The following is a 13,963-nucleotide window of genomic DNA, read 5'->3' as shown; positions in this document are numbered from 1 at the left end:
CCTGACCGAAGGGGCTAAGCGACGTTGACGCGCTGACCGGGAGGTGCGGCCTCGAGCCACGCCAGGAAACCGGTCAGCGCGTCCTCGCTCATCGCCAGTTCCAGCCGGGTGCCCCGGTGGTGACAGGCGAGGACCACCGCGTCGGAGAGCAGCGCCAGCTCCTCCTCGCCCTCGGGATCGCGCCGGCCGGCCACCTCGATCGCCGAGCGCTCCAGGACCCGGCGCGGGCGCGGGGCGTAGGAGAAGACGCGGAACCATTCGACGCGGTCGCCGTTGTAGCGGGCGATCCCGTACCCCCAGCCCTTGCCGCTGGTGTCGGGCTCCTCCGGGACGTTCCACCTCAGGCTGCAGTCGAAGGTGCCGCCGGAGCGCTGGATGAGACGGCGCCTGAGACCGAAGACGAACAGCCCCACCAGTACGAGTGCCACGACCACTCCGCACACGCTCAGAGCGAGGACCATCGACACCGACCTCCTCGTCTCCTAGGTAACGGAACGGAAAAAACACCCGGATCTGCCTCAGCCGCGGCCGGCACCGGATTGCTCCGGGCCGACCGCGGCTGAGTCATGTCACAGCATGCGCTCTCCCAGAGCCTAGACGGCCTGGGAGGTGCCCCCAGATCAGCGCGCCGCCTGTGCCGCCCGCAGGCGGACGTCGGCACGCCGCTCGGCGACGGCGTCGTCGTCCGCCTTCGCGCGCTCGAGCTCACGCTCCACGCGCTGGACGTCGATCTCGTCCGACAGCTCGGCGACCTCGGCCAGCAGCGACAGCTTGTTGTCCGCGAACGAGATGAAACCGCCGTGCACCGCGGCGACGACCGTTCCACCATCACTCGTACGGATGGTCACCGGGCCCGACTCCAGCACACCGAGCAGCGGCTGGTGACCGGGCATGACGCCGATGTCGCCGGACGTGGTGCGCGCGACGACCAGGGTGGCCTCACCGGACCAGACCTGGCGGTCGGCGGCGACCAGCTCGACATGCAGCTCAGCAGCCAAGAGTGGCTCCTCGGGTCACCACCCGGCGGTTCTGCCGGGTGTTGGGATGAATTCTAGTAGGCGTGGAGAGGGGGACGGGACGCACCCCGGTCACGGGAGTGGTCTCGTCCCCCTCCTTACGGACGCGACGTCAGGAGACGCCGAGCTCCTTCGCGTTCTTCTTCAGGTCGTCGATACCACCGCACATGAAGAAGGCCTGCTCCGGGAAGTGGTCGAAGTCACCGTCGATGATCGCGTTGAACGCGGCGATCGACTCGTCCAGCGGCACGTCCGACCCGTCGACGCCGGTGAACTGCTTGGCGACGTGGGTGTTCTGGGACAGGAAGCGCTCCACACGGCGGGCCCGGTGGACGACGAGCTTGTCCTCCTCGCCGAGCTCGTCGATACCGAGGATCGCGATGATGTCCTGGAGGTCCTTGTACTTCTGCAGGACCGTCTTGACGCGCATGGCCGCGTTGTAGTGGTCCTGCGCGATGTAGCGCGGGTCCAGGATGCGGGACGTGGAGTCCAGCGGGTCCACGGCCGGGTAGATGCCCTTCTCCGAGATCGGACGGGAGAGAACCGTCGTCGCGTCGAGGTGGGCGAAGGTGGTGGCCGGGGCCGGGTCGGTCAGGTCGTCGGCGGGGACGTAGATCGCCTGCATGGAGGTGATCGAGTGACCGCGGGTCGAGGTGATGCGCTCCTGCAGGAGGCCCATCTCGTCGGCCAGGTTCGGCTGGTAACCCACCGCGGACGGCATACGGCCGAGCAGCGTGGAGACCTCGGAACCGGCCTGGGTGAAGCGGAAGATGTTGTCGATGAAGAACAGCACGTCCTGCTTCTGGACGTCGCGGAAGTACTCCGCCATCGTCAGGCCCGCGAGGGCCACCCGCAGACGGGTGCCCGGCGGCTCGTCCATCTGGCCGAAGACCAGCGCGGTCTTGTCGATGACGCCGGACTCGGACATCTCCTGGATGAGGTCGTTGCCCTCACGGGTGCGCTCACCGACGCCGGCGAACACGGAGACACCGTCGTGGTTGTTGGCGACGCGGTAGATCATCTCCTGGATGAGCACCGTCTTGCCGACACCGGCGCCGCCGAACAGACCGATCTTGCCGCCCTTGACGTACGGGGTCAGCAGGTCGATGACCTTGATGCCGGTCTCGAACATCTCGGTCTTGGACTCGAGCTGGTCGAAGTTCGGCGCCTTGCGGTGGATCGGCCAGCGCTCGCCGTCGTACTTCTCGTCCACGTTCAGGACGTCACCGATGGTGTTGAACACCTTGCCCTTGGTGAAGTCGCCGACCGGGACGGAGATGGAGGAGCCGGTGTCGGTCACCGCGGCCTGGCGGACCAGACCGTCGGTGGGCTGCATCGAGATCGTGCGGACCAGGCCGTCGCCCAGGTGCTGGGCGACCTCCAGGGTCAGCGTCTTCTTCTCGCCCGCGTTCGCCGGGTCGGAGACCTCGACGTGCAGGGCGTTGTACATGTCCGGGATCGCGTCGACGGGGAACTCCACGTCGACGACCGGGCCGATGACCCGCGCGACGCGGCCCGTCGCCGTGGCCGTCTCAACAGTGGTGGTCATTAGTAGTCACTCCCCGCGGTCGCGTCGGCCAGGGCACTCGCGCCACCGACGATCTCGCTGATTTCCTGGGTGATGTCGGCCTGGCGGGCCGCGTTGGCAAGCCGGGTGAGGCTCTCGATGAGGTCTCCGGCGTTGTCGGTGGCCGACTTCATCGCGCGCCGCGTGGCGGCGTGCTTCGAAGCGGCCGACTGGAGCAGCGCGTTGTAGATGCGGCTCTCCACGTAGCGCGGCAGCAGGGCGTCGAGGACGTCCTCCGCCGAGGGCTCGAAGTCGTACAGCGGCAGGATCTCGTCGCCCTTCGGCGCCGCCTCCCTGGCCACGTCGTCGAGGCTGAGCGGCAGCAGACGGGCGCCGAGGGCCGTCTGCGTCATCATCGACACGAACTCCGTGTAGACGATGTGCAGCTCGTCCACGCCGCCGTTGTCCGTCTCCTTCTCGATCGCCTCGATCAGGGGGGCCGCGACCTTCTTGGCGTCCGCGTACGAGGGGTCGTCGGTGAAGCCCGTGAACGACTCCGCGATCTTGCGCTCACGGAAGTTGTAGTGGGCCACACCACGCCGGCCGACGATGTACGTGTCGACCTGCTTGCCCTCGCGCTCGAGCCGCTCGGTCAGCTGCTCCGCCGTCTTGATGGCGTTGGAGTTGAAGGCGCCGGCCAGGCCGCGGTCGCTCGTGAGGAGCAGGACCGCGGCACGGGTCGGGTTCTCCGACTCCGTCGTCAGCGGGTGCTTGGTGTTCGACCCCGTGGCGACCGCCGATACCGCGCGCGTCAGCTCGGTCGCGTACGGCGTGGAGGCCGCCACCTTGCGCTGCGCCTTGACGACGCGCGAGGCGGCGATCATCTCCATCGCCTTCGTGATCTTCTTGGTCGCGCTGACGGATCGGATGCGACGCTTGTAGACCCGGAGCTGGGCTCCCATGAGTCAGGTCCCTTCCTTACGTCACTTGGCGGCTGCGGCCGGGGTGTCCTCGCCGAGCAGCTTGCCGTCCGAGGTCTCGAACTGCTTCTTGAACTCCGCGACGGCGTCGTCGATCGCCTGGATGGTGTCGTCCGACATCTTGGCGCCCTCCTTGATGGAGGTCATCAGACCCTGCTCCTTGCGGTGCAGGTAGTCGAGGAGCTCACGCTCGAAGCGGCGGATGTCGGCGACCGGAACGTCGTCCATACGGCCGTTGGTGCCGGCCCAGATGGAGACGACCTGGTCCTCGGTGGCCATCGGCTCGTACTGGTTCTGCTTCAGCAGCTCGACCATGCGCGAACCACGCTCCAGCTGCGCCTTCGACGCGGCGTCCAGGTCGGAACCGAAGGCGGCGAACGCCTCCAGCTCACGGAACTGGGCGAGGTCCACGCGCAGACGGCCGGAGACCTGGCGCATTGCCTTGTGCTGGGCGGAGCCACCGACACGGGAGACCGAGATACCGACGTTCAGGGCCGGACGCTGGCCGGCGTTGAACAGGTCGGACTCCAGGAAGCACTGGCCGTCGGTGATGGAGATGACGTTGGTCGGGATGAACGCCGAGACGTCGTTGGCCTTGGTCTCGACGATCGGGAGACCGGTCATCGAACCGGCACCCATGTCGTCGGAGAGCTTCGCACAGCGCTCCAGCAGACGGGAGTGCAGGTAGAAGACGTCGCCCGGGTAGGCCTCGCGGCCCGGCGGACGGCGCAGCAGCAGGGACACGGCACGGTAGGCGTCGGCCTGCTTCGACAGGTCGTCGAAGATGATCAGGACGTGCTTGCCCTGGTACATCCAGTGCTGGCCGATGGCGGAACCGGTGTACGGCGCCAGGTACTTGAAGCCGGCCGGGTCGGACGCCGGGGCGGCGACGATCGTGGTGTACTCCAGGGCGCCGTTCTCCTCCAGCGCGCGGCGGACGCCGGCGATGGTGGAGCCCTTCTGGCCGATGGCGACGTAGATGCAGCGGACCTGCTTCTTCGGGTCGCCGGAGCGCCAGTTGTCGCGCTGGTTGATGATCGTGTCGATCGCCAGGGCGGTCTTCCCGGTCTGGCGGTCGCCGATGATCAGCTGACGCTGGCCACGGCCGATCGGGGTCATCGCGTCGACGGCCTTGTAGCCCGTCTCCATCGGCTCGTGCACCGACTTGCGCTGCATGACCGTGGGGGCCTGCAGCTCGAGGGCGCGGCGGCCGTCGGTCTCGATCTCGCCGAGGCCGTCGATCGGGTTGCCGAGCGGGTCGACGACGCGGCCGAGGTAGCCCTCGCCGACGGCCACGGAGAGCACCTCACCGGTGCGCTGCACCGGCTGTCCCTCCTCGACGCCGCTGAACTCGCCGAGGACGATGGCACCGATCTCCCGCTCCTCGAGGTTGAGGGCGAGGCCGAGGGTGCCGTCCTCGAACTTCAGCAGCTCGTTGGCCATGGTCGAGGGCAGGCCCTCGACCTTCGCGATGCCGTCACCGGCGAACGTGACTGTGCCGACCTCCTCGCGCGAGGCCGCGTCCGGCTTGTACGACTGGACAAAGTTCTCCAGCGCGTCCCGGATCTCCTCCGGCCGGATCGTGAGCTCCGCCATCTGGGTTCCCTGCTCTCCTTGTTGGGCCCGAAGTTTCTGTGGGGGTTCTGGGGGCGCCCCCCAGAAACTCTGCATCCTCTGCACGGCCCAACCCGGGCCGTTGTCCTGCGTATGGAGTTGGTGCTAGCTCGCCATGCGGCGGCCGGCGTCCTCGAGTCGGTCCGCGATCGAACCGTTGATGACCTCGTCACCGACCTGCACCCGGATCCCTCCGACGACCTCCGGGTCGACGTCCAGGTTGAGGTGCATCTGGCGGCCGTAGAGCTTGGCCAGTGCGGCACCGAGGCGCCGCTTCTGGATGTCGCTCAGCGGGACCGCCGAGGTCACGACGGCGACCAGACGGTCACGACGGGCGGCGGCCAGCTTGGACAGGGACTCGATTCCCGATTCCAGGCTACGTCCCCGCGGCGCGGTCACAAGGCGCGTGACCAGACGCTCGGTCGTGACGTCGGCACGACCGCCGAGCAGCCGGTGCAGCAGCTCGATCTTGGCCGGGGTGCCGGCGGCACGGTCCGTGAGCGCGGCGCGCAGCTCCGTGTTGGAGGAGACGATCCGGCCGAACCGGAACAGCTCGTCCTCGACGTCGTCGAGCGCGCCCGCCTTCTCGGCGGCCGTGAGGTCGGCGAGGTTCGCCAGCTCCTCCAGCGCGTCGACCAGGTCGCGCGACTGCGACCAGCGCGAGCGCACCATGCCGGACAGCAGGTCCACGACCGGCCCGCCGACCTGGCCGCCGAACAGGCTCTGGGCCAGCCCGGCCTTGGCCTCGCCGGCCCGCGCCGGGTCGGTGAGGACCCGGCGCAGCGACGCCTCGCGGTCGAGCAGCGCGGTGACGGCGGCCAGCTCGTCGGCGAGCTGCGCAGCGTCCACGGACGTCGCGTCCGTGAGCGCGTCGAGACGCTCGCGTGCGGCTGCCAGGGCCTCGCGGCTCGCTCCGTTCATCGCGCGGCCTCGGCCTTCTCCTCGAGCTCGCCGAGGAAGCGGTCGATCACGCGGCTCTGCCGGGCGTGGTCCTCGAGGGACTCGCCGACGAGCTTGCCGGCCAGCTCGGTGGCGAGCCTGCCGACGTCCTGCCGCAGGTTCTGCGCGGCGGCCTTGCGGTCGGCCTCGATCTGCGCGTGACCGGCGGCGATGATCTCCTCACGCTGCCGCTGGCCTTCCGCGCGCATCTCGGCGATGAGGGCGGCGCCCTGCTCCTGCGCCTCCTGGCGCAGCCGCGCGGCCTCGTGCCGGGCTTCGGCGAGCTGAGCCTTGTACTGCTCGAGCACGCTCTGGGCCTCGACCTTCATGGCGTCGGCCTCTTCGATGCCGCCTTCGATCGCCGCGCGCCGCTCCTCCAGAACCTTGTTGATGTTCGGAAGCAGCTTCTTCCAGAAGAAGAAGAACACGATGGCGAAGGCGATGGTGCCGACGAGCAGCTCGGGGTACTCCGGAAGGAGCGGGCTGCCGCCCTCCTCCGGGGCCGCCAGCTGTACCAGGTTGGCGATCACATGAGTGCCTTTCGTCGAAACGTGTCGGTGGGTGGTTGATTACCGACCGAACACGAACGGCATAACGATGCCGATGAGGGCGAGCGCCTCACAGAAGGCGAAGCCGAGGATCTGGTTGGCACGGATCAGACCGGCGGCCTCGGGCTGGCGGGCGAGGGCCTGGGTGCCGTTACCGAAGATGATGCCGACTCCGATACCGGGGCCGATGGCCGCGAGGCCGTAGCCGATGGAACCGAGGGAACCAGAGACGCCGGCGGCGAGGTCGATGGCAGCGGACATGCCGTTTCTTCCTTCTCTTTTACGGACCGGTGGGGGTTGGCCACCGGACGACTGTGGGATTGCGGGCTGGTGGTACGACTCAGTGGTGCTCGGCGAGAGCGCCCTGAATGTAGGAACAGGCGAGCAGTACGAAGACGTACGCCTGGACGGCCTGGACGAACATCTCGAAGACGATCAGACCCATCGTCATCACGAACGAGACACCGGCGGCCGGGACCATCCAGCTGTTCAGCAGGTACCAGGAGGCGACGGTGAACATCGCCAGCATCAGGTGACCGGCGAACATGTTGGCGAAGAGTCGCACCGCGTGCGTGAACGGGCGGACGAAGAGGTTCGAGAAGAACTCGATGACCATGACGAGCGGCAGAACCGCACCGAGCGACTTGTCGTACCCGGTGACGTTCTTGAAGAAGCCGACGAAGCCGTGCCGCTTGAAGGTCAGTGCCACCCAGGTGATATAGACGATCGCGGCCAGCACGATCGGGTACGCAATGATCGACGACACCGGGAACTGAGCAAGCGGGATGACCTCCCACAGGTTCATGATCCAGATGAAGAAGAACAGCGAAACCATCAGCGGGACGTACTTCTCGCCCTCGCGCTTGCCGAGGGTCTCGTAGACCACGCCGCGGCGGACGAAGTCGTAGCCGGCCTCGCCGATCATCTGGAGCTTGCCCGGGACGACCTTGGCCTTCCCGAAGGCCGCCCAGAAGAAGCCGACGATCAGCACGGTGGTGATGAGGGCAAGCAGGATGACCTTGTTGAACTGGAAGCCGCCGACGGTGAAGAGCGGCTTGAACAAGAAGGACTGCAGGCCCGGAGCCGGGAAGCCGCACCCGTTGTCGGACAGGATGCGACAACTCCAGTCGAAGGCGAGCTGGGTCTGGTCAGCACTCACCGCGGGCTCCTTCGGCGTGGCGCATGGATACGGCAACCTCGTTGTGTCGGCGCGGCGCGCAGCCGCGGATCGGCACCGGACTGGTGTTACGGATGTGGGGGCGGCTGAGGGGCATCAAGCCTCGCGTTTGAGCAGGCGTCAGCTCGGATGCCCGCGCCCGCGATGCCGCAGTTGGCACCGGACGATAGCAGGAGATCTCACAAGTCTTTATCCCGGCCCTACCCCTCACGACGCGGGCCCTGTCTTCTCGGGCTTCTCGCTCTTCTGGGAGTCCGGGTCGACGTAGAAGATCTTGGCCTTCATGTGTGCACGCGCCTGCGCGGCCATCCATACGACCGTGGTGACGACGAGCGCGAGCGCGAACGTCTTGGGATTGAAGAGAGAAGTGCCCTTGAAGATGCCCACGAAGATCAGGAGCAGCAGGAGCTGGGCCATGTAGAGCATCAGCCCCATGGCCTGGAACAGGTGCGGGAGCGATTTCGCCGTCCACTGCAGGACGTAGAGCCCGATCCCCATGAAGAGGACGGCCAGCACCGTGCCGACGGCCGCCCCGATCGCTCCCTGGCCGCCCGCGACAACACCGCTGACGACGACGGCGACCGCGCCGACAGACGCTGCGGGCACAGCGGTCTGCAGAAGGTTCCGGACGTCATTGGACGGCATGGCGGCAACTCCGCTTTCACAGGGGGCAGGGTGTCGTCATGGACGAGCGTAGTCCCGGGCCGGAGCGAGTCCGCACGCCTGGGGACCGTCGCATCCGGACCCTTCGGCTCTATCCCGGGGTTCTCGTGAACGGTATCACAAACTATTTGATGCGGTCTTTACCTAGGCGATGTGCCCACCGTCACACATGAGAGTGAACCCGCCCGTCTGCGCGGATCCGGGGGCATCTTGTCTGGTATTGAGCCGCTTTGCTCCCCCACGAAATGGCAACGCACTCGTCAGATTCTTACCTTGCGCATCAGCGCGGTGACTCGGCCCGGCGCCGGTCCATCCGCGCACGGTTGCCGACGGCGGTGGCTCCGTTGGCGCCCGAGACGCCCGCGACGACCGGCGTGCGGCGCTCCTCCTGCCGCGGCTGCCCGCTCTCCGACACGGCGGCCGGCAGCGGCTGCGCGGCGGTGCGGCGCCGGTAGCGCGGGGGCACGAAGGACTCGGCCCACCGCGGGGCGCGCGGGGTGAACCGCGGCAACAGGAGCAGCACCAGGCCGACCGCGCTGAGCATCACGATGCCGAGCACGATCCACAGGGACGCGGAGTTCACCGAGTAGCCGAGCGTGCCGAAGGCGATGAGCGCCGACCAGAAGTACATGATCAGCACGGCGCGGCTGTGCGAGTGCCCGATCTCCAGCAACCGGTGGTGCAGGTGACCGCGGTCGGCGGCGAACGGGGACTGGCCGCGCCAGGTGCGCCGCACGATCGCCAGGACCAGGTCCGCGGCCGGGACGGCGATGATCGTCAGCGGGAGCAGCAGCGGGATGTAGACGGGGACGGTCTGGTGGACCGTCGCGCGCTCGGAACCGGAGAAGAGGTTCATCGCGTCCGGGTCGACCTGCCCGGTGACCGAGATGGCGCCGGCGGCCAGCACGAGCCCGATCAGCATGGATCCCGAGTCGCCCATGAAGATCCGCGCCGGGTGCATGTTGTGCGGCAGGAAGCCCAGGCACATGCCCATCAGGACGGCCGCGAACAGGGTGGCGGGGGCGGCGGCCTCGAGCCCGTAGCCGTACCAGATCCGGTACGCGTACATGAAGAACGCCGCCGACGCGATGCACACCATGCCGGCGGCGAGACCGTCGAGGCCGTCGACGAAGTTGACCGCGTTGATCGTGATGACGACCAGGGCCACGGTCAGCAGGGTGCCCTGCCAGGGGGTGAGCGAGACCGTGCCGACACCCGGGACCGGCAACCACAGGATGGTCAGACCCTGCATGACCATCACGCCCGCGGCGATCATCTGACCGCCCAGTTTGATCAGGGCGTCGATCTCGAACTTGTCGTCCAGCACGCCGATCAGCCAGATGAGGGCCGCTCCGGAGAGGAGTGCCCGTGGCTCGTTGGACTTGGCGAAGACCTCGTTGAGGTTCTTGAGGTGGTCGGCGACCAGCAGGCCCGCGCACAGGCCGAAGAACATGGCGATACCGCCGAGCCGGGGTGTCGGTTCCCGGTGCACGTCCCGGGCCCGGATCTCCGGCATCGCTCCCGCCACGATCGCGAACTTGCGTACCGGCCCTGTCAGCAGATACGTCACCGCGGCCGTGATGCAGAGCGTCAGCAGGTATTCACGCACGGGCTTCCCCACAGGTCTGGCTGGGCATCCTCAGCCCCACACCCTAGCTTCGCGTGCATACGGTTGAGGACTCACGGGTAGCGAAGATGGTTGCATGTGTGGCTGTGTATAACGCGCGCCTACCCCTCATCGCCCGGGATACGGCGGAAATCCCTCGGTGAGATCCCGCACTTTCTCGCGTGCCGCCCTGGCCTCCGTCTCCTGGCGCAGCACGGACGCCAACAGGGCCGCCACGTCCGCCATCTCGCCCTCGCCCATGCCCTGTGTGGTCAGTGCCGCGGTGCCCAGGCGCAGGCCGCGGGCGTCGCCGTGCGGCAGCGCACAGCAGTCCAGGACCATTCCGGCGGCGGCGAGCAGCCCGCGCGCCGTGCGGCCGTCGACCCCGAGCGGGGCGGGATCGGCGATGATCAGGTGCGTGTCGGTGCCGCCGGTGGTGATGTGCAGCCCCTCGGCGGCCAGTCCCGCCGCGAGCGCCCGGGCGTTGGCGACCACCCGGTGGGCGTAGGCGGCGAAGGCGTCCGTCGCCGCCTCCCCGAACGCGACGGCCTTCGCGGCGACGGCGTGCATCTGGGCGCCGCCCTGCGTGAACGGGAAGACCGCCCGGTCCACCCGTTCGGCCAGTTCGCTTCCGCACAGGATCATGCCGCCGCGCGGGCCGCGCAGCACCTTGTGGGTGGTGGCGCAGACGATGTCGGCGTACGGCACCGGACTGGGCGCCGCTCCCCCGGCCACCAGCCCGATGGGGTGCGCGGCGTCGGCGATGAGGTACGCCCCCACCTCGTCGGCGACCTCACGGAAGAAGGCGTAGTCGATGTGGCGCGGATAGGCGATGGACCCGCAGACGACGGCCTTCGGGCGATGCGTACGGGCGAGGGTGCGGACCTGCTCGTGGTCCATGAGCCCGGACTCGGCGTCCACCCCGTAACCGACGAAGTGGAACCATCGGCCGGAGAAGTTGGCGGGCGAGCCGTGCGTGAGGTGGCCGCCGTGCGGCAGTCCGAGGGCGAGCACGGTGTCGCCGGGGCGCAGCAGGGCGGCGTACGCGGCGAGCATCGCGGACGATCCCGAGTGCGACTGCACATTGGCGTGCTCGGCGCCGAAGAGTGCCTTGGCCCGCTCCACGGCGAGGCCCTCGGCGACGTCGACGATCTCGCACCCGCCGTGGTACCGGGCGCCGGGGTATCCCTCGGCGTACTTGTTGGCGAGCGGCGACCCGAGGGCGGCGAGCACGGCCGGCGAGCTGAAGTTCTCGGCTGCGATGAGCTGCAGGGTGGTCGACTGCCGCGCCAGCTCCCCGAGGAGGAGTTCGGCCATCTCGGGGTCCTGCCGCCGCAGGACGTCGGCCTCGAGGGTGGGGATGACCGCCATGGTGAGCTCCCGGGCGACGACGAGGACGTAGGTCCAATGTAGGCCGGGGACCGGTGGGGCGCCCGGTATTGAACGGGCGAGCCACCCTGGTTGCGGGCAGTCGTACCTCCCCCGGAGCCTTGACGGTCCGAGGGGACCCCCGGGCGGCGCGGGTGGGCGCCGGGGGTGGCCCTGCTCGAAGAGCTTGGTGGGGGCCCCGAGGCGCCGGGCCACGCCACCACCCTCCGGGCACCGCACAGCTCCGGGCACCGACGCCCCGGGCCCCACACCCCCAGGCACCCGCACCTCCCGGGCACCCCGGAACACCCCGGCGTCCTACATCCGCGCCGGGACCCCCGTGAGCGCCGTCACCACCGGCTCCAGTGCCTGATGGATCTCGTCCCCGATCGACCGGAAGAACGGCAGCGGCGCCCCGTACGGGTCGTACACCTCGTCCGCCTCCGCCGTCGGCGCCAGCAGCCACCCGCGGAGAGCAGCCGCCGCACGCACCAGCGCCCGCGCACGGGCCACCACGCCGTCCTCCAGCGGCGGCAGGGTGGCCGGGTCTATCGCCCGCACGAGCCGCGTGAACTCCTTCAGCGTGAACGTGCGCAGCCCCGCCGAGTGCCCCATGGAGATCACCTGCGCCCGGTGGTCCCGCGTCGCGGTCAGCACCAGGTCGGCCGTGATGACGTGCTCGTCCAGCAGCTCACGGCCCACGAAGCCGGAGGCGTCCGCGCCGAAGTCCGCCAGGACCGCCTCCGCGTTCGCCTCCATGGGCGCGCCCTCGTGGCCCCAGGTGCCGGCGCTCTCCACGATCAGCCCACCGCCCAGCACGCCGAGCCGCTCCCGCACGAAATGGCGGGTCAGCCGCTCCGTGATGGGCGAGCGGCACACGTTGCCGGTGCTGACGTGGAGGATGCGGAAGCTGTCGCGCGGAAGCCCCACGAACGTCGTCGTGATCTCGGCCGCACTTTCCCCGTTGCCTATGCCACGCCCCGCGTCAGGGGCCGTCAATTCGCCACCTCGAGGTCGGGTACGACTTTCCGCAGCTCCTCCGGCGAGAGGGCGCCCTCGCGCAGCAGCACGGGCACCTTGCCGGTGACATCGACGATCGACGACGGCGCGTTGCCGGGGGTCGGGCCGCCGTCCAGGTAGACGGAGACCGAGTCGCCGAGCATCTCCTGGGCGGCGTCACAGGTCTCCGGCGCCGGGTGGCCGGTCAGGTTCGCGGAGGAGACCGCCATCGGCCCGACCTCCGTCAGCAGCTCGATCGCGACCGGGTGCAGCGGCATCCGCACGGCGACGGTGCCCCGGGTGTCCCCCAGGTCCCACTGCAGCGACGGCTGGTGCCTGGTGACGAGCGTGAGGGCGCCCGGCCAGAACGCGTCCACCAGCTCCCACGCCATCTCGGAGAAGTCCGTGACGAGTCCGTGCAGCGTGTTCGGGGAGCCGATGAGGACGGGCGTGGGCATGGTGCGGCCCCGGCCCTTGGCCTGGAGCAGGTCGGCCACGGCCTCCGCGGAGAACGCGTCGGCACCGATGCCGTACACCGTGTCGGTCGGCAGCACCACGAGTTCGCCCCGGCGGACGGCGGACGCGGCCTCGCGCAGACCCGTCGCACGGTCGGTCGCGTCGTTGGTGTCGTATCGCCGTGCCATTGTCAGCTGGCCTCCTCGTACACGTACTGCTGCGGGAAAAGAGTCTGCAGGACGCTCACGGCAGCGCCTTGCGGGCGGTCGCGAAGCGCGGGCGGTTGTTGAGGTCGGGGTGGTCGGCCGCGTCGGCCCAGCCCCGCTCCTCGGTGAAGATCCACGGCACCTGGCCGCCCTGCGTGTCGGCGTGCTCGATGACGACCACACCGCCGGGGCGCAGCAGCCGGTGCGCGGTGCGTTCGATGCCCCGGATGAGGTCCAGGCCGTCCTCGCCGGAGAACAGGGCCAACTCCGGGTCGTAGTCGCGTGCCTCCGGCGCCACGTACTCCCACTCGGTGAGCGGGATGTAGGGCGGGTTGGAGATGACCAGGTCGACCTGGCCGTTGAGGTCCGGGAAGGCGTCCCGCGCGTCTCCCTGACGCAGGTCGACCCTGGAGCCCGCCACGTTCTTGCGGGTCCACTGCAGCGCGTCCTCGGACAGCTCCACGGCGTGCACGCGCGAGCGCGGCACCTCCTGGGCCAGGGCGAGCGCGATGGCGCCGGAGCCGGTGCACAGGTCCACGATGCACGGCTCGACGACGTCCATGGCCCGTACGGCGTCTATGGCCCAGCCGACGACCGACTCGGTCTCCGGGCGCGGTACGAACACTCCGGGCCCGACCTGCAGTTCCAGATAGCGGAAGTAGGCCCGGCCGGTGATGTGCTGGAGCGGCTCGCGCTGCTCCCGGCGCGCGATGACCTCCCAGTAGCGGGCGTCGAAGTCCGAGTCCTTGACGGTGTGCAGCTCGCCCCGCTTGACGCCGTGCACGAACGCGGCGAGCTCCTCCGCGTCGTTGCGCGGCGAGGGCACGCCGGCGTCGGCCAGCCGCTGGGTGGCCTGGGCCACCTCCGCGAGCAGCACGCTGCGG

15 protein-coding genes are annotated in these 13,963 nt (G+C 69.2%); all 15 read right to left on the bottom strand.

Going from position 1 to position 13,963, the window contains the following annotated elements:
- Positions 1-14: 14 nt before the first annotated feature.
- Positions 15-461 (bottom strand): DUF2550 domain-containing protein, encoded by a 447-nt coding sequence (locus AC5WS8_RS32910; protein ID WP_496107163.1) that lies wholly within the window; start codon positions 459-461, stop codon positions 15-17.
- 159 nt (positions 462-620) lie between these two features.
- Positions 621-998: a F0F1 ATP synthase subunit epsilon gene (locus AC5WS8_RS32905; protein WP_496107162.1), complete on the bottom strand. Its 378-nt coding sequence runs from the start codon at positions 996-998 to the stop codon at positions 621-623.
- A 130-nt stretch (positions 999-1,128) separates the two neighbouring features.
- Positions 1,129-2,565 carry a F0F1 ATP synthase subunit beta gene (gene atpD, locus AC5WS8_RS32900; protein ID WP_496107161.1) on the bottom strand — a complete coding sequence of 479 codons (1,437 nt, stop codon included), beginning with the start codon at positions 2,563-2,565 and terminating at the stop codon, positions 1,129-1,131.
- A complete protein-coding gene (locus AC5WS8_RS32895) occupies positions 2,565-3,485 on the bottom strand; it encodes a F0F1 ATP synthase subunit gamma (RefSeq protein ID WP_496107160.1) in 921 nt (306 codons plus the stop codon). Before AC5WS8_RS32895 ends, atpD begins: the two co-directional genes overlap by 1 nt.
- A 21-nt stretch (positions 3,486-3,506) precedes the next feature.
- Positions 3,507-5,099, bottom strand: a complete 1,593-nt coding sequence (atpA, locus tag AC5WS8_RS32890; RefSeq protein WP_496107159.1) for a F0F1 ATP synthase subunit alpha — start codon at positions 5,097-5,099, stop codon at positions 3,507-3,509.
- Between the two features lie 123 nt (positions 5,100-5,222).
- Positions 5,223-6,038, bottom strand: coding sequence for a F0F1 ATP synthase subunit delta (locus tag AC5WS8_RS32885; RefSeq protein ID WP_496107158.1), 816 nt, complete (start codon positions 6,036-6,038; stop codon positions 5,223-5,225).
- Complete coding sequence (locus AC5WS8_RS32880) at positions 6,035-6,586, bottom strand: F0F1 ATP synthase subunit B (RefSeq protein WP_496107157.1); 552 nt, start codon at positions 6,584-6,586, stop codon at positions 6,035-6,037. The genes AC5WS8_RS32885 and AC5WS8_RS32880 overlap by 4 nt, the downstream gene beginning before the upstream one ends.
- 39 nt (positions 6,587-6,625) lie before the next feature.
- Positions 6,626-6,865, bottom strand: coding sequence for an ATP synthase F0 subunit C (gene atpE, locus AC5WS8_RS32875; protein ID WP_009190636.1), 240 nt, complete (start codon positions 6,863-6,865; stop codon positions 6,626-6,628).
- A 79-nt stretch (positions 6,866-6,944) separates the two neighbouring features.
- Positions 6,945-7,763 (bottom strand): F0F1 ATP synthase subunit A, encoded by an 819-nt coding sequence (gene atpB, locus AC5WS8_RS32870; RefSeq protein ID WP_496107156.1) that lies wholly within the window; start codon positions 7,761-7,763, stop codon positions 6,945-6,947.
- Positions 7,764-7,988: 225 nt separating this feature from the next.
- Complete coding sequence (locus tag AC5WS8_RS32865) at positions 7,989-8,426, bottom strand: Cg1360 family ATP-synthase-associated protein (RefSeq protein ID WP_496107155.1); 438 nt, start codon at positions 8,424-8,426, stop codon at positions 7,989-7,991.
- A gap of 298 nt (positions 8,427-8,724) precedes the next feature.
- The gene (locus tag AC5WS8_RS32860) at positions 8,725-10,053 is read right to left on the bottom strand and encodes an MraY family glycosyltransferase (protein ID WP_496107154.1); all 1,329 of its coding nucleotides are present in this window, start codon (positions 10,051-10,053) and stop codon (positions 8,725-8,727) included.
- A gap of 126 nt (positions 10,054-10,179) precedes the next feature.
- A complete protein-coding gene (gene glyA, locus AC5WS8_RS32855) occupies positions 10,180-11,421 on the bottom strand; it encodes a serine hydroxymethyltransferase (RefSeq protein ID WP_496107153.1) in 1,242 nt (413 codons plus the stop codon).
- Positions 11,422-11,736: 315 nt separating this feature from the next.
- On the bottom strand, positions 11,737-12,417 hold the full coding sequence (locus tag AC5WS8_RS32850; protein ID WP_496107152.1) for an arsenate reductase/protein-tyrosine-phosphatase family protein: 681 nt from the start codon (positions 12,415-12,417) through the stop codon (positions 11,737-11,739).
- Positions 12,414-13,061 carry an L-threonylcarbamoyladenylate synthase gene (locus tag AC5WS8_RS32845; RefSeq protein ID WP_496107151.1) on the bottom strand — a complete coding sequence of 216 codons (648 nt, stop codon included), beginning with the start codon at positions 13,059-13,061 and terminating at the stop codon, positions 12,414-12,416. The genes AC5WS8_RS32850 and AC5WS8_RS32845 overlap by 4 nt, the downstream gene beginning before the upstream one ends.
- Positions 13,062-13,116: 55 nt before the next feature.
- Entirely contained in the window at positions 13,117-13,956 is an 840-nt protein-coding gene (gene prmC / locus AC5WS8_RS32840) for a peptide chain release factor N(5)-glutamine methyltransferase (RefSeq protein WP_496107216.1), read from the bottom strand.
- Positions 13,957-13,963: the final 7 nt, after the last annotated feature.

Source organism: Streptomyces sp. PTL18, assembly GCF_059510295.1.
The sequence above is the reverse complement of the archived record's forward strand: the minus strand, read 5'-3'. Positions and strand labels throughout refer to the sequence as shown.